Source organism: Mycobacterium sp. PTI7 (assembly GCF_056679845.1).
Window position 1 is genome coordinate 4,115,102 of record NZ_CM155252.1, and the last position, 20,735, is coordinate 4,135,836.

Annotated in this window: 16 protein-coding genes and 1 tRNA gene; 9 read left to right on the forward strand and 8 right to left on the reverse strand. The window is 68.3% G+C overall.

Annotation, left to right across the window (positions count from 1 at the left end; all coding sequences use genetic code 11):
• The first annotated feature begins 20 nt into the window (after positions 1 to 20).
• Complete coding sequence (locus tag AC1MEY_RS19805) at positions 21 to 719, forward strand: glycosyltransferase family 2 protein (protein WP_480227119.1); 699 nt, start codon at positions 21 to 23, stop codon at positions 717 to 719.
• A complete protein-coding gene (locus AC1MEY_RS19810; protein WP_480227120.1) occupies positions 716 to 1,054 on the forward strand; it encodes a DUF2304 domain-containing protein in 339 nt (112 codons plus the stop codon). Before AC1MEY_RS19805 ends, AC1MEY_RS19810 begins: the two co-directional genes overlap by 4 nt.
• A gap of 22 nt (positions 1,055 to 1,076) precedes the next feature.
• Here AC1MEY_RS19810 and AC1MEY_RS19815 read toward each other — a convergent pair whose 3' ends face one another.
• A complete protein-coding gene (locus tag AC1MEY_RS19815) occupies positions 1,077 to 2,015 on the reverse strand; it encodes an NAD-dependent epimerase/dehydratase family protein (RefSeq protein WP_480227121.1) in 939 nt (312 codons plus the stop codon).
• A gap of 42 nt (positions 2,016 to 2,057) precedes the next feature.
• Here AC1MEY_RS19815 and AC1MEY_RS19820 point away from each other — a divergent pair, with 42 nt between their 5' ends.
• The 4 genes from AC1MEY_RS19820 (at position 2,058) to AC1MEY_RS19835 (ending at position 7,338) form a co-directional block, all read left to right on the forward strand.
• On the forward strand, positions 2,058 to 3,854 hold the full coding sequence (locus AC1MEY_RS19820) for a hypothetical protein (RefSeq protein ID WP_480231577.1): 1,797 nt from the start codon (positions 2,058 to 2,060) through the stop codon (positions 3,852 to 3,854).
• Between the two features lie 142 nt (positions 3,855 to 3,996).
• Positions 3,997 to 6,129 carry a TPR repeat domain-containing protein gene (locus AC1MEY_RS19825; RefSeq protein WP_480227122.1) on the forward strand — a complete coding sequence of 711 codons (2,133 nt, stop codon included), beginning with the start codon at positions 3,997 to 3,999 and terminating at the stop codon, positions 6,127 to 6,129.
• Positions 6,129 to 6,932: a hypothetical protein gene (locus tag AC1MEY_RS19830; protein WP_480227123.1), complete on the forward strand. Its 804-nt coding sequence runs from the start codon at positions 6,129 to 6,131 to the stop codon at positions 6,930 to 6,932. Before AC1MEY_RS19825 ends, AC1MEY_RS19830 begins: the two co-directional genes overlap by 1 nt.
• A gap of 22 nt (positions 6,933 to 6,954) precedes the next feature.
• A complete protein-coding gene (locus AC1MEY_RS19835; protein ID WP_480227124.1) occupies positions 6,955 to 7,338 on the forward strand; it encodes a carboxymuconolactone decarboxylase family protein in 384 nt (127 codons plus the stop codon).
• A 63-nt stretch (positions 7,339 to 7,401) separates the two neighbouring features.
• Here AC1MEY_RS19835 and AC1MEY_RS19840 read toward each other — a convergent pair.
• Positions 7,402 to 7,477: transfer RNA gene (locus AC1MEY_RS19840), tRNA-Thr, on the reverse strand.
• 77 nt (positions 7,478 to 7,554) lie between these two features.
• The gene (locus AC1MEY_RS19845) at positions 7,555 to 8,772 is read right to left on the reverse strand and encodes a DNA polymerase III subunit delta' (RefSeq protein WP_480227125.1); all 1,218 of its coding nucleotides are present in this window, start codon (positions 8,770 to 8,772) and stop codon (positions 7,555 to 7,557) included.
• A 47-nt stretch (positions 8,773 to 8,819) separates the two neighbouring features.
• Here AC1MEY_RS19845 and AC1MEY_RS19850 point away from each other — a divergent pair, with 47 nt between their 5' ends.
• Entirely contained in the window at positions 8,820 to 10,469 is a 1,650-nt protein-coding gene (locus AC1MEY_RS19850) for an adenylate/guanylate cyclase domain-containing protein (RefSeq protein WP_480231578.1), read from the forward strand.
• A 133-nt stretch (positions 10,470 to 10,602) separates the two neighbouring features.
• Here AC1MEY_RS19850 and AC1MEY_RS19855 read toward each other — a convergent pair whose 3' ends face one another.
• From AC1MEY_RS19855 to AC1MEY_RS19870, 4 genes are all read right to left on the reverse strand, one after another.
• Positions 10,603 to 11,529: a hypothetical protein gene (locus tag AC1MEY_RS19855; RefSeq protein WP_480227126.1), complete on the reverse strand. Its 927-nt coding sequence runs from the start codon at positions 11,527 to 11,529 to the stop codon at positions 10,603 to 10,605.
• A gap of 705 nt (positions 11,530 to 12,234) precedes the next feature.
• Complete coding sequence (gene topA / locus AC1MEY_RS19860) at positions 12,235 to 15,054, reverse strand: type I DNA topoisomerase (protein WP_480227127.1); 2,820 nt, start codon at positions 15,052 to 15,054, stop codon at positions 12,235 to 12,237.
• A 145-nt stretch (positions 15,055 to 15,199) separates the two neighbouring features.
• Positions 15,200 to 15,790 (reverse strand): hypothetical protein, encoded by a 591-nt coding sequence (locus AC1MEY_RS19865; RefSeq protein WP_480227128.1) that lies wholly within the window; start codon positions 15,788 to 15,790, stop codon positions 15,200 to 15,202.
• Positions 15,791 to 15,964: 174 nt separating this feature from the next.
• Positions 15,965 to 16,168 (reverse strand): cold-shock protein, encoded by a 204-nt coding sequence (locus tag AC1MEY_RS19870; protein WP_480227129.1) that lies wholly within the window; start codon positions 16,166 to 16,168, stop codon positions 15,965 to 15,967.
• 327 nt (positions 16,169 to 16,495) lie between these two features.
• On the opposite strand from AC1MEY_RS19870, the gene AC1MEY_RS19875 reads away from it, so the two are divergent.
• Together AC1MEY_RS19875 and AC1MEY_RS19880 are read left to right on the forward strand one after the other, a co-directional pair.
• Entirely contained in the window at positions 16,496 to 18,829 is a 2,334-nt protein-coding gene (locus AC1MEY_RS19875; protein WP_480231579.1) for a DEAD/DEAH box helicase, read from the forward strand.
• 283 nt (positions 18,830 to 19,112) lie between these two features.
• Entirely contained in the window at positions 19,113 to 20,183 is a 1,071-nt protein-coding gene (locus tag AC1MEY_RS19880) for a PAS domain-containing protein (protein ID WP_480227130.1), read from the forward strand.
• On the opposite strand, the gene AC1MEY_RS19885 is transcribed toward AC1MEY_RS19880, so the two are convergent.
• Entirely contained in the window at positions 20,184 to 20,732 is a 549-nt protein-coding gene (locus AC1MEY_RS19885; protein WP_480227131.1) for a TetR/AcrR family transcriptional regulator, read from the reverse strand.
• Between the last annotated feature and the right edge of the window lie 3 nt (positions 20,733 to 20,735).

Sequence of the window (20,735 nt, forward strand, 5' to 3'; positions counted from 1 at the left end):
TGTAGTTTGGCCCCATCATCATGCCCGACAGTCCCTATCGCGACGTGTGGATCGTCGTCCCCGCCTACACCGAGGCGAGCGTCATCGCCGGTGTCGTCACCGACGTGCGAGCGGTGTTCCCCAACGTCGTCGTGGTCGACGACGGCAGTCCGGACGACACCGGGGACCGTGCGCACGCGGCGGGCGCCCACGTGGTCCGGCACCCGGTGAACCTCGGTCAGGGCGCGGCCATCCAGACCGGTGTCGAGTACGCGCGCAGCCGTCCCGGCGCCGCCGTGTTCGCCACGTTCGACGCCGACGGCCAGCACCGCGTCAAGGACGTCATGCGGATGATCGACCGGCTGACCGCCGAGCACCTCGACATCGTGGTGGGCACCCGCTTCGGCGGCCAGGTGTCGGAGCGGATGCCCGCGCTGCGGCGCGTGCTGTTCCCGATCATCGCGAAGCTGAGCCCCGCGAGCCGCAAGCTGGGCCTGACCGACGCCCACAACGGGCTGCGGGTGTTCAACCGCACCGTCGCCGACTCGCTGAACATCACGATGAACGGGATGAGCCACGCCAGCGAGTTCATCTCGCTGATGGTCGAGAACCAGTGGCGGGTGGGCGAAGAGCCGGTCGAGATCCTCTACACCGACTACTCGATGTCGAAGGGCCAGCCGTTGGTCAACGGCGTCAACATCGTCTTCGACGGGCTGCTGCGCGGAAGGATGCGCCGATGAACTGGATCCAGGTCCTGCTGATCGTCGCGATCGTGACGCTCGTGGTCTACCTGCTGCGGTCGCGGCGCAGCGCGCAGGCCAGGGCGTGGGTGAAGGTCGGCTACGTGGTGTTCGTGATGGCGGCGATCTACGCGATCGTGCGGCCCGACGACACGACGGTGCTGGCCAACTGGCTGGGCGTCGACCGCGGCTCCGACCTGCTCGGCTACGCGCTGATCGTGGCGTTCCTGTTCACGACGATCAGCACCTACATGCGGTTCAAGGACCTCGAGCTGAAGTACGCGCAGCTCGCCCGCGCCGTCGCACTCGAGAGCGCGCGCACGCCGCACGAGTAGCCGTCGGTGGGCCGCTGGGCCGCTACGGCTCGCGGAAGAAGTCGACGGTCCGCGCGACGCCGTCGTGCAACGCCACCGTCGGCGACCAGCCGAGCACCTCGCGGGCCCGCCCGATGTCGAGTTGAGAGCGCTTGAGGTCGCCGAGCCGCGGCGGGTGCAGCTCGGGCTCGTCGGGCTTGCCCGCGGCCGCGGCGATCGCGGTGTGCATCTCGCGGGTCGTCGTCTCCACGCCGGTCCCGACGTTGAATCGCAGCCCACTGCCCGCCTCGCCGCCCGCGCGGACGAACGCGTCGACCACGTCGTCGACGAAGACGTAGTCGCGGGAGTCGGTGCCGTCGCCGAAGATCTTGGTGGGCCGGCCGGCCAGCAGGGCCTGGGCGAAGATCGCGACCACTCCGGCCTCGCCGTGCGGGTCCTGGCGCGGGCCGTACACGTTGGCCGGTGCGATGTGGCTGCAGTCGAGGCCGTACAGGTTGCGGAACATGTTGAGGTACACCTCGCCGCACACCTTGCTGGCCGCGTACGGCGACGACGGGTCGACGGGCATGTCCTCGGTGGTCGGGTAGCCCGGCGGGTTCTTGCCGTAGATCGACCCGCCGGACGAGGTGTGCACCACCTTGCGGACGCCGGCGTGCCGGGCGGCCTCGGCGAGCCGGACGGTCCCGACCACGTTGACGCTGGAGTCGCGCTGCGGGTCGTCGACCGACAGCTTGACCGAGATCTGCGCGGCCAGATGGAACACGACCTCGGGCTTGACGTCGGCGAGCAACGCGATGAGGTCGGCGTCGACGATGTCGGCCTTGGCGAACTCGAAGGCGTCGCTCTGCTCGGCCGTGGTGATGTTGGTGCTGCGTCCCGAGCTGAGGTCGTCCACGCCGACCACGCTGTGCCCGTCCGCCAGGAGGCGGTCTACCAGCGTCGATCCGATGAATCCGGCAGCGCCGGTGACGAGTGTGCGCACCGGGCCACCATACCGAGGCACGTACAGTCGGCGAACGTGAAGGTGCGGCGGGCAGGAGCGGAGCGACCCGGGAATCACTGGGTTCCCCGCACCGCCGCGGCGTTGATCGCGCTGCACCTGGCGGTTCGGGCGGTCCTCGCGTTCCACGGCTACTTCTACTGGGACGACCTGATCCTGACGGGCCGGGCGAGCACGCAGGGGTTGTTGTCGCCGTCGTACTTGTTCGACGACCACGACGGTCACGTCATGCCCGGGGCGTTTCTGATCGCCGGCGCGATCACCCGGCTGGCGCCGCTGGAGTGGATCTGGCCGGCGATCAGCCTGGTGGTGCTGCAGCTGGTCGCGTCGTTGGCGTTGCTGCGCGCGCTGTACGTCATTCTCGGCTGGCGCCCGGTCGTGTTGCTGCCGTTGACGTTTGCGTTGTTCACCCCGCTGACGCTGCCGTCGTTCGCCTGGTGGGCCGCGGCGCTGAACGCGCTGCCGATGGTCGCGGCGTTGGCGTGGGTCTGCGCCGACGCGATCCTGCTCGTGCGCAGCGGGAACCGGCGCTACGCCGTGACGGGGGCGGTCGCGTTCTTCGTCGGACTGCTGTTCTTCGAGAAGGCCGCGGTGATCCCGTTCGTGGCGTTCGCGGTGACGGCGCTGCTGGCGTACGTGGGCGGCGACCCCTCGGCACTGCGGACGACGTGGCGTCGGGGTGTGCGGTTGTGGTCGGCGTGCCTGGCGGTGACGGCCGCGTGGGTCGGCGTCTATCTGCTGGTGGTCGACCAGCAGCGGTGGAGCTTCGATCCCGGCATGACGTGGGACCTCCTGGTGCGGTCGGTGACCCACGGCATCGTGCCGGGCCTGGTGGGCGGGCCGTGGGAGTGGCAGCGGTGGGCGCCGGCCTCGCCGTGGGCGACGCCACCGGTGATCGTCATGCTGCTCGGCTGGGTGGCACTCGCCGCCGTGGTCGCGGTGACGGTGGCGCGCAAGCAGCGGATCGGCGCGGTGTGGGCGGTGGCGGCGGGGTACGCCGTGGCCTGTCAGGTGCCGATCTATCTGATGCGGTCGTCGCAATTCACCGCGCTGGAGTTGGCCCAGGCGCTGCGGTACCTGCCCGATCTGGTGGTGGTGCTGGCGCTGCTGGCCGCCGTCGGACTGGCAGCGCCGAATCGGTCGACGTCCGGGTGGCTGGACCGCTCTCGCGCGCGTTCCGCCGCCGTGGTCGGCGGGGTGGCGCTCTTCGTGGCCAGCAGCCTGTACTCGACGGTGACGTTCGACAGGATCTGGCAGGACAATCCGACGGAGTCCTACCTCCGGACCGGCGCGGCGTCGCTGGCGCGAGCCACGGCCGAGTCGGACGCGCCGATGCTCGATCAGGAGGTGGATCCGCTGATCCTGCAGCGCATCCAGTGGCCGGAGAACCTGGCGAGCCACGTGTTCGCCCTGGTGCCGGACAGTCCCGAGTTCGCCGGGTCGACGACCAAACTGCGGATGCTGGACATGTCGGGCCGGTTGGTCGACGCGCAGGTGACGTGGGTGCGGTCGATGAAGCAGGGGCCGTTGCCGCAGTGCGGGTATCTGGTGCAACCCGATGCGCCGGTGCGCATTCCGCTCGACGGTCCCCTGTTGCCTTCGGACTGGACGGCCGAGGTCAACTACCTGGCCAACAGCGACGGGTCCATCACGATGTCGCTGTCCGAGGGCACCGAGGTGAAGGTGCCGGTGAAGCCGGGGCTCAACCGGGTGTTCGTCCGGCTGCCCGGCGCGGGCGACGCGCTGCTGGTGCGGGCGCTCACGTCGGCACTGTCGGTGTGCGTGGCGTCGGGGCCGGTCGGTTACGTGGCGCCGCGGTAGGTCGGTTCGCCGCGAGGGTCGGCATGTCGCTCCCCCACGCGTCAACGAATGTTGACGACCGGGAACCAACAAGTGCCATCCGGGTGGCCGGGCGTCGGAGATAATCGGAAGTTGCAGTCACGGACTTCTTGGGGGTGGACGGGTGAGCGCGATCGATGGCTTCAACTCGACGTGGTCGGATGCGCGCAAGACCTACGGCGAGGGCGCTCCGGTCACCGGTGAGCGGTTCGATGCGAGCAGCAAGCTGGACGGCTTGAAGGCGCAGATGGACGCGGCCGCGCCCGGCGGCCGGTGGTCCGGCGGCGCCTCGGACGCCTACGCCAAGGCGAACGCCGACCACCAGGAGGTCATCGGCAAGATCGGCGCGGCGGACCGCAAGCTCGCCACCCAGGTGACCAATGCGGCCAACCTCGTCACCTCCGGGCGCACCGACCTCGAGAGGCTGCACACGTTCATCAACGACGCCGCGGCCAACCTCCCGAACAACCAGGCCGGCAAGACGATGGAGATGCAGCTCGCCAGCAAGGGCCTCGGCCAGCTCACCGACATCGTCCGGAACACCGACGACGGCATGCAGACCGTCAAGGGCAACATCGACAAGATCAAGGGCGAGTACGAGGCGCTCGGGACGGGTCAGAAGTTCGCTCAGGACGGCAAGGGTGACGAGGACCCGCTGGGCAAGAAGGACGGCGACGAGAAGGACGACGAGATCAAGCGGCGCGCCGAGGAGGACGTGCGGAAGACGCTCGAAGGTGATGCCGCGGCTGCAGGGCGCGTGGACGAGGTTCTAGAAGGAGTTCAGCCGTATCAGGGCCTGAGTCCCGAAGAAGCTGCGTACCTGCATCAGATGCAAGTTCAGCAGAAAGACATGTCGATCCAAGAGATTCACGCAGCGGAACAACAGCTGGGTGAGCACGAAAACGTCATTGGCGACTCGTGGCAGCTGATGAGCAACGACGACGTCAAATACGACAACCCCGACAAGCCGGGTGAGCAAGTAGTCGGTAGTCGCGACCAGCTACCCACTCACGTCCAATCCACGATGGGGCTGGGCACCATTGCGGACGACTTCAACAGGACGGGCGAAACCGAGGTCAAGAACATGGCCGAGATAATCGGCGACGGACGGGTCGAATTGCAGACGGGCACGGAGGTCGACCGGGGCATGATCGAACTGTCCGACCGGCTCATGGACAACCCCACTCCAACCAACCAGCAGGCAGTGCAGGACATCTTCAACAGCGCCGGCCGCGATCATCAGATCATCACCGATCAATTGATGGGCAGGAACGAAGGCAGTCGTGACGGTTTCCTCCAGGACGTCAACACGATCGACTGGTCGGATGGTGGAAAGTCCGCGGGAGACCTCTTCGCCTGGACGCACGAGACAACCGGCCCAGACGCTGTGATTGCGGCGGAAGCCGCAGAGCAGTACGCGGACTACATCGGCCGCCATCCAGAGCTGTTGCATATGGAGGGCTTTGGTAGTGAGACCCTAGGTCAACGCAATCCCGAACTCGTTCAGGCCTACGCCCACGGCCTCACGCCTTATATGTCAGATATTGCGGGTGTCGAGGGCGAGAGTAAGTTCCTTTCTCCTCTCGATGATGATGGCTCGAACCAACCGCTCGCCAAAAACCTCTTTGCGGTTCTTGGAACTGACCGGGAGGCCTACGTCGAATTCAACGGTGCCGCGGACCAGCTGGGTCTAGATAAGGCGCATTCATGGGCCGAGGACGTCAAGAACGGACGCGTGCTATCAGCGGAGGACGCACGGATGGGCGACGCCGCTGTACTCAAGGGGCTTGTCGCCGACGGCACTGCCGCAGGTGTCGAAGCTATGAATCTCAATCGGGAGGATGCCTTGGAGTGGCGCAAGTCCGCGTACGACGCTGGCATCATCGCCCTCAGCGCTGCGGCTGGACCCGTGGGCGGACCTGCCCTGGAAATCTTCGGCGCAGGAATGGAAAGTTCAGTGCTGGGCGATTCGGTCGACACTGCCGGCGCAACTCCGAGCAACATCGCACCGCATGAAGCGTCCCGCTACATCGCTAACGCGTTGTTGGCGAGCGGCGTCCAGCTGGATATAAGTGACGAGTACCTGATCGATGGTCGCGTCGGATCCACAGAGGAGTTGACCGATGCCCGCCGCGTCCAGCCGCCAGGCACCGTCTTGAATCAGGCTCTGAGTCAGGCAATGGCTCCCGTACTCGGTGGCAGTAACCCATCGGCGAACTTCCAGATGTACTACAACCAGACGATAAGCGGATCCTAGTGTCTCGAGCGCAGAGTGCCATTCCGACGTTGTTTCTGCTAATTGCAACCACTGCTTGCCAATCAGGCAGCGAGGCGATCGAAATTGACCGCTGGGGCGGACCGGTTTCGGAACTCCGCTCGCAGTGGACCAGCGCTCCCAACCTTGACCTCACTATCGGTGTGGCCGTCCCCGTCCGCGCCTATCTGGAGTCTCGCTGGCTCTCGCAGTCGCAGGGCAACCTGGACTACGGGTATCCAGGATTTCTCGACGCCACCCCTCCCAACTCGGACGGCCCCCCGTTCGGCGCCAACTTCCGCAGGCCGGAGGCCGACAATCAGGTGCAGAACCCGTTCATCGGCAACGAGACGTTCCGTATCACCGGGGTTCAACAAGATGGCCGCAACGTCACCGCGACCGTCTGCAGATACAGCTACACCGTGGCGACCAAGAACGATGATGGCTCGTACTCGAGTGTCGCCAGTCACCAGTCGGGCGAACCCCGCGGAATCGACGTCAACCGGGTTCTTCTATTGGCTCCGACTGATGACGGCGAGCGCCTGCCGCCCCAGGAAGGCCCAGAGGCGGCACCGAGCCGCGACGTCTTCGGAGGCTGGTCAATTGAGGGTTTCCAGGACGCGTTGTTTCAGCAGGACGCCGGATTCGCGTCCGCGTGGCCGACTTACGGCGCTGACCTCAACGCCTGCGTGAGCGCCGCGCCGGATTCGCCCGAACGCCGCGCCTTCCTGTCTGACGGCGATCACCCGCGCGAGGACTTCCCGACCTCTGCACCATCTCCTGGCTGGCCGACCGCCTCCCCGTAACCCTCGTGCCAAACTGCTAAGCATGACTAACTTACGCGACGAGGGTCTGCAGGTCTTCCGCGAACTGCTGCCCGGCGTCCTGCCCGACGGCGACGTCGACTTCGGCGGCGGATTCGCTCCCGAGCTGATGGACATCGGCGTCGAGAGCGTCTTCGGCAGGCTGTGGGGACGCGAGGGGCTCAGCCGCCGCGACCGCAGCCTCGTCACGCTCGGCATCCTCATCGCGCAGCGGGCCACCGACGAGCTGCACGCGCACTTCCAGATCGCCCGCACCAACGGGCTCTCCGACGAGGAGCTGGCCGAGGTGATCTACCACTCCAGCGGTTACGCCGGCTTCCCCGCCGCCAACACCGCGCGTACCGCCGCGATCCAGGCGTTCGAGGAGGACACCGCACCTCGAGCGTGACGTGGGTGCGAGAAAGCGGGCCGAAGTTCGCAGTGGCGTCACGCTCGGCGCACAGCCAAGAAATGGAGCCGCCTGGGGGAATCGAACCCCCGACCTTCTCATTACGAGTGAGACGCTCTACCGACTGAGCTAAGGCGGCGTGCCCGTACAGCAGTGGGCGCAGCAGAGTCTACGGCAGGCCTGCCCGCCGACCCAATTCGCTTCACGCGCGCGAAGTCAGCGCCGCAGCGCCTGCCCCACGGTCGCGACCATCGCGTCGACCGCGAACTTCGGCTTGACGTTGATCGCCAGCGCCTCGCGGCACTCCAGCACGGCCTCGATGCAGCGCAGTAGCCGGTCGGGCGGCACGTGGGCGGCCATCGCCCCGGCCTTCTCGGCCATGTCCGGATGGTTCGCCTGGACCGATCCCGCCCCCGCCGACACGACCAGCGCGTCGCGGAAGTACGTCGCCAGGTCCATCAGCGCCCGGTCCATCGCATCGCGCGACGCCCGCGTCTGCCGGTTCTTCTGCCGCTTCTCCAGGTCCCTCATCGCACCGACGGCGCCACGCAGCGCACCGCCCGCGCCTTTGCCCGTACCGCCGCCACCGAGCGCGGTGCGCAGCTCCTCGGTCTCCGACTCGTTGCGGCCCTCGGTCAGCGCCTTCGCCTCGGCCTCGGCGGTCGCCACCATCTCCTCGGCGGCCGCGTAGGCCCGCGTCGGCGTGGCGGCGTCCCGGGCCAGCGCCAGCGCACGCTCGCGGCGCTTGCGGGCCTCCCCGTCGGTGGCGAGCCGTCGGGCGCGACCGACGTGGCCGCCGCTCACCGACGCCGCCCACCTGGCATCGGCCTCAGGAAGGCCGTCGGTGTCGATCAGGACGCGGGCGATGGCCTCCAAGGGCGGGGTCACCAGCGCGAGGTGCCGGCACCGCGATCGCAGGGTGATCGCGATGTCCTCGGGATCTACCGACGGCGCGCACAGCAGGAACACCGTGGATGGCGGCGGCTCCTCGACGACTTTGAGCAACGCGTTCGCCGCACCCTCGGTGAGCCGGTCGGCGTCCTCGACGACCACCACCTGCCACCGGCCGGTGCCCGGGCGCCGGGACGCCACCTGCACGATCTCGCGCATCTCCTTGACGGTGATCGACAGACCCTCGGGCACGACGCGGCGCACGTCGCCGTGCGTGCCGGCCATCGTCGTCGTGCAGGCGTGGCACACCCCGCACCCCGGCACCCCGTCCGACGTGCACTGCAGTGCCGCCGCGAAGCACAGCGCGGCCACCGATCGGCCGGATCCGGGCGGGCCGGTGATCAGCCAGGCATGGGTCATGGTGCCGGTGGAGGTGGCCATCTCGGACCTGTGAGCCGAATCACCGCGGGCCGCCATCGCCGCACCGACCAGCTCGGCCTCGACAGCTTCCTGGCCCACCAGACGTGAAAAGACACCGCTCATCGGGTCCAACACTAGTGGCGACACCGACAGGAACCTCGCCGACAGCGCTGATACGGGTCCGCCTCGACCGATACGGTTGTCGGGTGACCACCGGGGCCATACCGATCGGACGAATCGCTGCATTCGTCCGTTGGGTCGTGCGCACGCCATGGCCGGTGTTCACCCTGGGCATGCTGCAGGCCGACATCATCGGCGCACTCCTGGTGCTGGGCTTCCTGCGGTTCGGCCTCCCGCCCGAGGACCGCATCCAGCTGCAGGACCTGCCCGCCTTCAACCTCGCGGTGTTCCTGGGCTACCTGTTCGTCTCGTTCACCGTCGGCGCCTACCTGACGCTGCGGATGCTGCTGCCGGTGATCCGCTGGCAGCGCCGCGACACCCTGCTCGCCGCGGCCGACCCCGCGATCACCGAACTCGCCCGCCGCCGCGCCCTGCGGATGCCGTACTACCGGTCGTTGGTCAGCGCCTCCAACTGGTGTCTCGGCTCAGTCGTCTTCATCGCGGCGAGCTGGCCGGTCGCGAGCCAGTCCGCACCGGTCGTCGCTGTCGCCTCCGGCCTGGGTGCGACGGCCACCGCGATCATCGGCTACCTGCAGTCCGAGCGCGTGCTCCGACCCGTCGCCGTGGCCGCGCTTCGCGGCGGCGCTCCGCCGAACTTCCGGGCCCCCGGCGTCATCCAACGGCAGGTGCTCACGTGGGTGCTGTCCACCGGCGTGCCGATCCTGACCATCGTGCTGGCGCTGGTGGCCAGCAAGTTCGAGATCCTCACCGCGCCCGCCGACCGGCTCAACACGCCGATCCTGTTGCTGGCCATCGCCGCTCTGATCATCGGCCTCGCGGGCACGGTCCTGGTCGCCATGTCGATCGCCGACCCGCTGCGCCAATTGCGCTGGGCGCTGGGCGAAGTGCAGCGCGGCAACTACAACGCCCACATGCAGATCTACGACGCCAGCGAGCTGGGCCTGCTGCAGGCCGGGTTCAATGACATGGTCCGCGATCTGGCGGAGCGGCAACGGCTTCGGGACCTGTTCGGCCGCTATGTCGGCGAGGACGTCGCCCGTCGCGCGCTGGAACGCGGCACCGAACTGGGCGGCCAAGAGCGCGACGTGGCGGTGCTGTTCGTCGACCTGGTCGGCTCGACGCAGCTGGCCGCCACCCGGCCCGCCGCCGAGGTCGTCAGCCTGCTCAACGACTTCTTCCGCGTGGTGGTCGACAGCGTCAACCGGCACGGCGGCTTCGTCAACAAGTTCCAAGGCGACGCGGCGCTGGCCATCTTCGGCGCCCCCATCGAGCACCCCGACGCGTGCGGTGCGGCGCTCGCGGCGTCGCGCGATCTGCACGACAACCTGATCCTGGTGCTCGATCAGACCGAGTTCGGCATCGGCGTCTCGGCCGGCCGCGCGATCGCGGGTCACATCGGCGCGCAGGCCCGCTTCGAGTACACGGTGATCGGCGATCCGGTGAACGAGGCCGCCCGGCTCACCGAGCTGGCCAAGCTGGAGAAGGGCCACGTGCTGGCGTCCGCGATCGCCGTCAGCGGGGCACTCGACGCCGAGGCGCTGTGCTGGGACGTCGCCGAGATCGTGGAACTGCGCGGCCGCATCGCACCGACGCAGCTGGCCCGCCCGATCGCCCTGGCGTCACCCAAGCCGAAGCCCGCCGCCGCCGTGCCGCTACAGGAGTCGGAGAACCGCTCCTAACCGATCAGGCGTTGGCGTCTGCGCCGGCGGCTTCCCACATGAGCACTGCGAGGTGCTGCCAGTAGACCCAGTCGGCGATCGCCGCACGCGTCCGCCAACCGGCCGGGGGATGGTCATCTTTCAGATGCCGAGTTCATAGCGCAGAAGCCTCACATGCGCGTGCAACCGTGTTGTTCAAGCGAGCAGCACTGTAGCTCAGCCAACTATCAGCCGGGACGTACCCATCTCCGGTCGCAGCGTAAGCGCGGAGATAAAGTGCCGTAAGCGTCGCAAGATCCTCAAATACCGGATTGTCACTGTCTTGGCCTGCGGAGACACTCACGTCAGCGAGTCTCTTGAATTTTTGGAGAGCGTCCATTTGAACCGCGCGCTGCTCAGGAGACCAGTTCGCCCCCGGTACATTTGGGTCTAATTGCTCCCACACTGCGGTCTCCGCGATGAATGCCCGCTCCCGCACGACCCAAGGATCGCAGACTGTATTGGTGGTGATTAGAAACGGCTCAGCGCCCGAGGGATCCGTCACAGGACCGACGTCAGAGGGGCTGTCGGCACTTTCAATTGCCACCGCCCGACTGGCTGAGCCGAAATCAATTGCATTACAAATACCGAGCAACGCATTGCCGATACTCACGTTTACATCCGCTAGCACATTGTCGTTCGGTTGATAGGACTCGATAGCGTCGGCGTAGGCCTTTCCGTAGGCGATGTACTGGATGTACAACTCCCTCATCACTCGATGTGGCGTCTGCCTGGCAAGCGTGGCCATCTCGTCAGAAGCATTCGTGATCGCTGTAACCACAGCTTTGACTCGGTCGCGCTGCTCGGAGGTCCAGTCTGAGTATGGGCCCAACGCCTGCCGTTGGTCGGACCATCCGTTTGCTTCGACGTCGGCCACCGTGCGGTTTATCCCGCTCAACGCCTTACACGTTGGGTCTTCGGTTGGAATAGCCACCGGGCCGACATCCTCCGCACTCGCGAAGTTCGATCCTGCACCCGACGTCGGTGGCGTCGAGGGGTCTACGCCATCACGAGAAAATAGCAGGGTCGCGCCGATCGTCACCCCGACAACTAGGAGTAGCGCTATCGCAACAAGCAACCACTTGAGAGTGTTGCCCTTCTGAGGTTGTGGTGACCGCTGAGGCCACTCACCCCAAGGGTGCCCTGGCTGCTGGCGGTTGGGCGGGAAACTCTCCGGCAAAGATCCGTATTGGGACAAATCAGAAGGAGGTTCATTGGGCTGGGGCGGCTGCCATCCGCTCGATGGCGGCGTACTCATAAATGCAACCCCTCGGCCGGTCGCCTCACACCCCAAACCTCCGCTCGCGGAACCGCGCCACCCGACGTACTTTACCGATCACGACAGTGCCTAGCCTAAGTTACAGAGCGGCGACCGAAGCGCACTTAAACTGCCGCCAACCTCTGATTGAACTCGTCGCATCCCGTATCCGTGTCCGCAGCGCACCTCTGCCAGTTGAGATCGCAGGTCTCGACGCGATGATGAGACGGCGGATTGCACGGCTTTCCTCTGCGCGCATAGTTGCGCCGTCAGGAAACAAGCAGTCTCCAACCGGTTCAATCAGCGCGACATCAGCGGCCACCATTACACCCAGCTCAGAGGCAGGTTATCGCTTTGTCCACCATAGGACCGACAATCCATCGAAACGACTTGCGTTGGCGTTCGAGATTCAGGATGAACCCAAGCGATAAAGTCGGGGACGGCCGCATCAGGGCTATGTAGGGAACCAATACGCCCTCAAGTCACGCACTAGGCCTTCTTGGCCGCCTTCTTCGCCGGCGCCTTCTTGGCGGCGGACTTCTTGACCGCGGCCTTCTTCGCCGGGGCCTTCTTGACGGCCTTCTTCTTCACCGGGCCGCGCGCACGCCGGTCGGCGAGCAGTTCGGAGGCCCGCTCGTCGGTGATCGACAGGACGTCGTCGCCCTTGCGCAGGCTCGCGTTGGTCTCGCCGTCGGTGACGTAGGGGCCGAACCGGCCGTCCTTGATCACCATCGGGGTGCCCGACACCGGGTCGTTGCCGAGTTCGCGCAGCGGCGGCGTCGCCGCACCCTGGCGGCCCCGTCGCTTCGGCTCGGCGTAGATCTTCAACGCCTCGTCGAGGGTGACGGTGAACATCTGGTCCTCGGTGGTCAGCGATCGAGAGTCGGTGCCGCGCTTGAGGTATGGTCCGTAACGGCCGTTCTGCGCGGTGATCTCCTCGTTGGTCGCCGGGTCGACGCCGACGACGCGCGGCAACGACAGCAGCTTGAGCGCATCGTCGAGCGTGATCGTCTCGAGGTCCATCGACTGCAGCAGCGACCCCGTCCGCGGCTTGGGACCGGTCGGCTTCTTGCCCTTCTTCGCCGGCGCGCCGTCCTCGGGCTCGTCGGGCGGCGGAGGCAGCACCTCGGTCACGTACGGGCCGTAGCGGCCGTCCTTCGCGACGATCTCGTGGCCGGACACCGGGTCGACGCCCAGCGAGCGGCCCTCCTGCGGTGTGGAGAACGCCTTCTCGGCCAGTTCGAGGGTCAGCTCGTCCGGCGTCAGCTCGTCCTTGAGGTTGGCCCGCTGCGGGGTCAGTCCCCCGTCGTCGCCGACGATCATCCGCTCGAGATACGGGCCGTTGCGGCCGACGCGGACGTTGATCGCGCGGCCCTCGTCGTCGTCGAACAGCTTGATGGAGTTGACCAGTCGCGCGTCGATCTCCTCGAGGTTGCCGCCGACGAGCTTCTTCAGACCGCCCTCGCGGGCGATCGAGCCGTCGACGCCGTGCTCGCCGCCGAAGTAGAAGTTGTTGAGCCAGTTGGTCCGTCGCTCGTTGCCCGAGGCGATCTGGTCGAGTTCGTCCTCCATCGCGGCGGTGAAGTCGTAGTCCACCAGCCGGCTGAAGTGCTGCTCCAGCAAGCCGATCACCGCGAACGCCACCCACGACGGGACCAGCGCGCTGCCCTTCTTGTGGACGTAGCCGCGGTCCTGGATCGTCTTGATGATCGACGAGTACGTCGACGGGCGCCCGATGCCCAGTTCCTCCAGCGCCTTGATGAGCGACGCCTCGGTGTAGCGGGCGGGCGGGCTGGTGTTGTGGCCGTCGGCGGTGAGGTCCGCGACGTCGACCCGCTGCCCCTGCGTGAGGTTCGGCAGCCGGCTCTCGGCGTCGTCGGCCTCGCCGCCGGCCTGCTCGTCGACGGTCTCGACGTAGGCCTTGAGGAAGCCCGCGAAGGTGATCGTGCGGCCGCTGGCGTTGAACACGACCTGCTCGCCGGTGGTGGCGGCGCCGGAGATGCGCAGCGACAGCGTCGTACCGCGGGCGTCGGCCATCTGCGAGGCGACCGTGCGCTGCCAGATCAGCTCGTAGAGCCGGAACTCGTCGGTGTCGAGCGCCGCGTGCAGCTGGCCCGGGGTCTGGAACACGTCGCCCGCGGGCCTGATGGCCTCGTGTGCCTCCTGCGCGTTCTTCACCTTGCGGGTGTACTGCCGCGCCGTCGGGTGCACGTACTCGTCGCCGTAGAGCTGGCCGGCCTGCGTGCGCGCCGCGTTGATCGCCGACTCCGACAGCGTCGTCGAGTCGGTACGCATGTAGGTGATGTAGCCGTTCTCGTACAGGCGCTGCGCGATGCTCATGGTGCGCTCCGAGGAGAACCGCAGCTTGCGGCCGGCCTCCTGCTGCAGCGTCGACGTCATGAACGGCGGGTAGGGCTTGCGGGTGTACGGCTTCTGCTCGACCGACGAGACCTGGAGCTGGGCCCCGCGGAGTCCGGCGGCGAGCCCGCTGGCCGCGGACTGGTCGAGCACCCGCACCTCGTCGGGCTTCTTGACCCCGCCGAGCGAGTCGAAGTCGCGTCCGGACGCCACGCGGCGGCCGTCGACCAGGTTGAGCTTGGCCGTGAACTTCGGCGGCGACGCCTCCGAGTCGGACACGCTCGCGTCGAGTTCTGCGGTCACGTCCCAGTAGCCGGCGCTGCGGAACGCCATGCGCTCGCGCTCCCGGGACACGATGATGCGCGTGGCGACGGACTGGACGCGGCCCGCCGACAACTTCGGGGCGACCTTCTTCCACAGCACGGGGCTGACCTCGTAGCCGTAGAGGCGGTCGAGGATGCGGCGGGTCTCCTGCGCGTCAACCAGGTCGATGTCCAGGTCGCGGGGATTCTCGGCGGCGGCCCGGATCGCGGGCTCGGTGATCTCGTGGAAGACCATCCGCTTGACCGGGATGCGCGGCTTCAGCGTCTCCAGCAGATGCCAGGCGATGGCCTCGCCCTCGCGGTCACCGTCCGTTGCGAGGTACAGCTCGTCGACGTCCTTGAGCAGCGCCTTGAGTTCGGTGACGGTGCCCTTTTTGTCCGGGCTGACGATGTACAGCGGTTCGAAGTCCGCGTCGACGTTGACGCCGAGACGCGCCCACGGCTCGGACTTGTACTTGGCGGGCACGTCGGCGGCGGCCCGGGGCAGGTCGCGGATGTGCCCTCGGGACGACTCGACCACGTAATTCGACCCTAGGTAGCCCGCAATCTTGCGCGCCTTAGTGGGCGACTCGACTATGACGAGTCGCCTCACCCTCCCGTTGCCGCTGCCACCGTCGGAGTCAGCCAACCTGGTACACGCTCCACTTCCTGGTCGCCATCCGGGTCCGGATGGCGTCGTTCGACGTCTGCCGGGCCCTCGGCAACTGCCAATTTCGCACTACGCGGCAGCCTACGCAAACCGGCTTACCTTTCAGAACACTGCCAGACGACACCTAAGTCCTGGGCCACATCGCGAACGCCTCCGTGTCGCCAGGGGGGTCGCCCACGTTCTCTACCAGGCGTAACAGCCTTCTACGGCCGCTGATTCTCAGTGCCGGACGCGTGCCCCTGGTGCCGATCAGAGTCGGTGCGATTCCCACGCGCATCAGTGCCGACGCGAGTGCGGAATGCGTGTCCGGTGCGTGCGGATCCAGTCCGAGGAGGTAGCGGTCGGCCTCCGGGGACCCCGCGGCCAGCGTCCAGGCCCGCAGCTCCCGGGGCCCTGGCAGCCACTGCGCCGGGACGGTCTTCACCGCACCGCGGGTCCATTCGGCGGCGATGGGGGTCAACCGCCGGTCGAGCGCGGTCCGCACCAGCGGGTTGTCCTCGTCGGTGCGGGCGATCTCGGGGGTGAGCCCGCACTCGGCCATCATCTCGGCCAGTGCCCGAGCGCGCCACGCCTGGTCGACGACCACCGACAACCGCGCCGTCTGCTGCGCGCCGCTGCCCGCCACCACCACCTGGCCCGGCGCGGCGAGGATCCCGGTCAAGTCGGACACCGCGGGCGGCACCGACTCAGCCGAGAAGAAGGACAGCTGACTCACGAATCCGACACTAGGCCAGCCGGGGACCCGTCGAGGCGTCACCGGGCCGAGCGCCGGACGGCGAGTCCGCCGCCCCCGCGGCGTCGCGGCCGGCGCGCGAAGCCCTCCCCGACGGAAGGACCCCCGCAGTCCTCGAATGGTCCGCGGGGGTCTCCTGGATGAAGTCTGGGTGGTTCAGAGGGGGCGGACGGCGAGCGCCTGCGGACCCTTCGCACCCTGCTCGATCTCGAACTCGACCTTCTGGTTCTCTTCGAGGGTGCGGAAACCGTTGGACTGGATCTGCTTGTAGTGAACGAAGACGTCGTCGCCGCCGTCCTCTTGTTCAATGAACCCGTAGCCCTTCTCGGGGTTGAACCACTTGACAGTTCCCTGTGGCATCTCGTGCTTCTTTCTCGTACTACTACCTCGGGTGCGGCCCACCGTGCTTCGGTGGACCGGGCCCGTTCCGACCGCCATGCCAACGCGTGTGTCGCCGGATCGGACCGAGCTACAAACCCCCGTTGGGAACCGCGACCGCAACGACGTTCCTGCGGGTGCTGACACACGCACACAGAAGCTGCGACCGCGACAAGTGAAACATGTTCGGGGCCGACGCGCCGGGTTTGACGCAGGGCCGTGGTCAACAATTCACACGGGGCAATGGAGCCGGAACAATCGCGTGCCGCGCGCACGTTTTCACGCACGAGGAGGCAGTAGGTGTCGGGTCTGGCGTCGGACTTCGGTCGGGAGTTACTCGACTGTGCCGTCGCAGGTGTCGACCCCGACGAGCACCCCGTCCGGCACGTCGCCGATCTCGCCGCGCGCGGTGCCCGGCAGCGTGCGTGGCCGGCGTGGGTGCCCGCGGACGTCGTCGGTGCGTTCGCCGCCCGCGGCATCGCCGAGCCGTGGACGCACCAGGTGGCCGCGGCCGATCTCGCGCACGCCGGCCGGCACGTGGTGCTGAGCACGGGAACGGCGTCGGGCAAGTCGCTGGCCTACCAGGTGCCGATCCTCACCGCGCTCGCCGAGGACCCGCGGGCACGGGCGCTGTACCTGTCCCCCACCAAGGCGCTCGGGCACGATCAGCTCCGCGCGGCGCAGGCGCTGACCGGCGCGATCGACCGCCTCGCGGACGTCGGTCCGTGCCCGTACGACGGAGACACCTCCACCGAGGCGCGACAGTTCGCCCGGGAGCGCTCGCGGTGGATCTTCTCCAACCCCGACATGATTCACCTGTCGTTGCTGCGCAACCACGCCCGCTGGGCGGTGTTCCTGCGCAACCTGCGCTACGTCGTGGTCGACGAATGCCACTACTACCGGGGCATCTTCGGCTCGAACGTGGCGATGATCCTGCGCCGGCTGGTCCGGCTGTGCGCCAGGTACTCCGCTGCCGACAGTCCCGGGCTGACGGTGATCTTCGCCAGCGCCACCGCCGCCTCGCCCGCCGCCACCGCGTCGGAACTGCTGGGACACACCGTCGAGGAGGTCACCGAGGACGGTTCGCCCCAGGGCGGCCGCACCGTCGCGCTGTGGGAACCGGCGCTGCGCGAGGACCTGGTGGGCGAGAACGGTGCGCCGGTCCGGCGGTCGGCGGGTGCGGAGGCGGCGCGCGTGATGGCCGACCTGATGGCCGAGGGTGCCCGCACGCTGACGTTCGTGCGGTCGCGCCGCGGGGCGGAACTGACGGCCCTCGGCGCCCGCGCGCGCCTGGAGTCGACGGCGCCGGACCTGACCGAACTGGTGGCGTCGTACCGCGCGGGCTACCTGTCCGAGGAGCGCCGCGCGCTGGAGGCGGCGCTCGCGGACGGCACCCTGCGCGGCCTGGCGACCACCAACGCCCTGGAACTCGGCGTCGACATCGCGGGCCTCGACGCCGTCGTGCTCGCGGGCTTCCCCGGCACGGTCGCGTCGTTCTGGCAGCAGGCCGGGCGTGCGGGCCGGCGCGGCCAGAGCGCCCTGATCGTCATGATCGCCCGCGACGACCCCCTCGACACCTACCTCGTCCACCATCCAGAGGCGCTGCTGGACAAGCCGATCGAACGCGTCGTCATCGACCCGTCCAACCCGTACGTCCTCGGACCGCAGCTGCTCTGCGCCGCGACCGAGTTGCCGCTCACCGACGCCGAGGTGCGGACGTGGAACGCCGAGGAGGTGGCCGCCGCGCTCGTCGACGACGGGTTGCTGCGCCGCCGTCCGACCGGCTACTTCCCCACGCCGGGCGTCGATCCCCATCCCGCCGTGGACATCCGGGGATCGTCGGGTGGCCAGATCGCGATCCTGGAGACGGGGACCGGCCGGATCCTCGGCACCACCGGCGCGGGACAGGCACCGTCGTCGGTCCATCCGGGTGCGGTGTACCTGCACCGCGGCGAGTCCTACGTGGTCGACTCGCTCGACTTCGAGGACGGCGTCGCGTTCGTGCGCGCCCACGATCCCGGGTACAGCACGTCGGCGCGGGAGATCACCGACATCGTCGTCACCGGACGCGGTGAGCGACGCACCCACGGCGACGTCACGGTGGGCGTGGTGCCCGTCTCGGTGTCGCACACCGTCACCAGCTACCTGCGGCGCCGGCTCGACGGCGAGGTGATCGACTGCGTCGAACTCGACATGCCGACGCACACCCTCGACACGATCGCCGTCATGTGCACCATCACCCCGGAGGCATTGGAGCGCAACGGCATTCCCGCGCTGCGCTTCCCGGGCTCACTGCACGCCGCCGAACACGCCTCGATCGGACTCCTGCCGCTGGTCGCCAGTTGCGACCGCGGGGACATCGGCGGGGTGTCGACGGCGATCGGGCCCGAGGACGGGTTGCCCACGATCTTCGTCTACGACGGCTATCCCGGCGGCGCGGGCTTCGCCGACCGTGGCTACCGCCAACTGGTCACCTGGTGGACGGCGACGGCCGACGCGATCGAGGCGTGCGAGTGTCCGTCGGGCTGCCCGTCGTGCGTGCAGTCGCCCAAGTGCGGCAACGGGAACGATCCACTCGACAAGGCCGGCGCGGTGGCGGTGTTGCGTTTGGTGCTCGACGAACTGGCCAAACCCAGTTCGTGACCCCCTCCGCGGGACGACCAACCCCTCGCCGGTCGTCCACCGCGGTTCCCCGCGCGCCCATCCGGTCACGTCGTACGACGTGGTGACAACGGAGGCGACAACGCAATCCGTTCACGATCCCGATGGGCCGGGGCGCAGGTGAAAAATACTCCTCCGCAGCCGACCAGCGCAACCAATCAGGGCAGGTCGGTGCTGTTCGACCGGCCCCAGCCCACGGTGTCCGACGGATTCCGCAGGCCCCGCACCGCCCCGTCCCGGGAGCCCGCGCCGGTAACATGCCCCCATGGCCCCCGACTGGCTCCTCGTGGAGACGCTCGGCCGCGAACCCGTCGTGGTCGCCGAGGGCAACCGCACGCTGAACCTGGTTCCCGTCAGCGAGTTCCTCCGCCGCAACCCCCACGCGATGACCATTCACACGGCCATCGGCGAGACCATCCGCGCAGGCCAGGGGCTGAGCAGCATCACGCCGAAGAACGACCGCGTGATCCGCACCGAGATGGTGCAGATGATCGACGGCACCATCCACGGCGTCCACGTGTGGGACGGGCCGCCCGACGTCGAGCCGCCCGAACGCCCGATCCCGGGGCCCCTGGTGTGGGACCTGACCAACGGGGTGGCCACCGACACCACCGAGTCGCTCGCCAACAGCGGCCGCGATCCGTCGGTCGAGACCACGCACGGCCGCGTCTTCGCCGAGGACCTGCCGACGCGTGACCTGAGCGAGCGCGAGGCGCACGTGCTGTCGGCCGCCATCGAACCGGAGCCGGGCCGGGTCTACTGCAGCTCGTGGGACCTGACCGACCACCTGGGCAACCCGATCGTGGTCGGCTTCGTGGCGCGGATCATGGCCGAGGGCGACGGCGGTCCCGACCACGTCATCTGCCGGGCGATGAACTGGCGCAGCGTGCGCGACGACGCCACGCTCAGCCCCGACGACGTCGGCCGCAGCGTGCTCGACGATCCCCAGACGCCGGGCGTGCACCGGGCGCTGGTCGACCTCAAGTCCTGGACGCTGCTCAAGTGGCTCGACGAGCCGTGCCCCTTCTACGACTGGCGCCACCGCGACGACGAGCCGATGGTCCATCCCGACGACGCCGACGAGGTCGCCGCGATGACGGCGGACTTCGGATCCCGGGACTTCGGGTCGCAGTCCGCGTCGCGGGTGCTGCGCCTGCACGCGACCGGCGGGGGCTGGACGCCGGTGCACGTGACGGTCAATCGGGTGCAACTCGGCGACGGCGTGTACGCGGGCATGCTTTCGCTGCGCGAGCCCACCGACGCCGAGCGCAGGGACTTCGAGGGGCGGCCGGCGTCTCGGCTTCGACTGCTGCGCAACAAGATCGTGCGTACCTGATCACGACGCCGTGTGGAAGCCGCGCAGGATCGTGTCCAGGTGGCGGCGCCACAGTTCGCGGCCCCGGCGGTCCGGATCGCCCAGCTCGGCGTGGACCACCCCGCGCAGCGCCCACACCGCGACGGTGACGTCGTCGGGCGTCACGTCGGCGCGCACGGCACCGACCTCCTGCGCTCGCACCAGCAGCTCGGTCGAGAGCCCGCGCAGTCGTTCCACCAGCGGTCCGGGTGCCAGCTCTCCCCATATCGGCGCCGAGAGGCCGCCCTTCGACGCGAGTTCGACGCCGACGGTGCGCAAGAACTCGTCGAGTCCTACCTCGGGCGGTTCCTGCGCGGCGGCTTCCGCGACCTCGATCAGGCGTTGGAAGAAACGCGTCAGCACTTCGCGCACCAGCGCGTCCTTGTTGGCGAAGCGGCGGTAGAGCGTCGCGGGGCCCACCCCGGCCGCCGCGGCGACGTCCTCGAGGGTGGCGGCGGGGCCGCGGTCGGCGAACACCTCCTCGGCCGCCTGGAGCACCCGTTCGCGGTTCTCGGAGGCGTCCCGGCGCATCGC

What these genes read in the sequence shown, in the direction of transcription:
- AC1MEY_RS19845 (WP_480227125.1), bottom strand. Translation starts at nt 8,772, where the DNA reads ATGAGCGGTGTCTTTTCACGTCTGGTGGGCCAGGAAGCTGTCGAGGCC.
- AC1MEY_RS19880 (WP_480227130.1), top strand. Translation starts at nt 19,113, where the DNA reads ATGGCCCCCGACTGGCTCCTCGTGGAGACGCTCGGCCGCGAACCCGTC.
- AC1MEY_RS19810 (WP_480227120.1), top strand. Translation starts at nt 716, where the DNA reads ATGAACTGGATCCAGGTCCTGCTGATCGTCGCGATCGTGACGCTCGTG.
- AC1MEY_RS19870 (WP_480227129.1), bottom strand. Translation starts at nt 16,168, where the DNA reads ATGCCACAGGGAACTGTCAAGTGGTTCAACCCCGAGAAGGGCTACGGG.
- AC1MEY_RS19805 (WP_480227119.1), top strand. Translation starts at nt 21, where the DNA reads ATGCCCGACAGTCCCTATCGCGACGTGTGGATCGTCGTCCCCGCCTAC.
- AC1MEY_RS19885 (WP_480227131.1), bottom strand. Translation starts at nt 20,732, where the DNA reads ATGCGCCGGGACGCCTCCGAGAACCGCGAACGGGTGCTCCAGGCGGCC.
- AC1MEY_RS19835 (WP_480227124.1), top strand. Translation starts at nt 6,955, where the DNA reads ATGACTAACTTACGCGACGAGGGTCTGCAGGTCTTCCGCGAACTGCTG.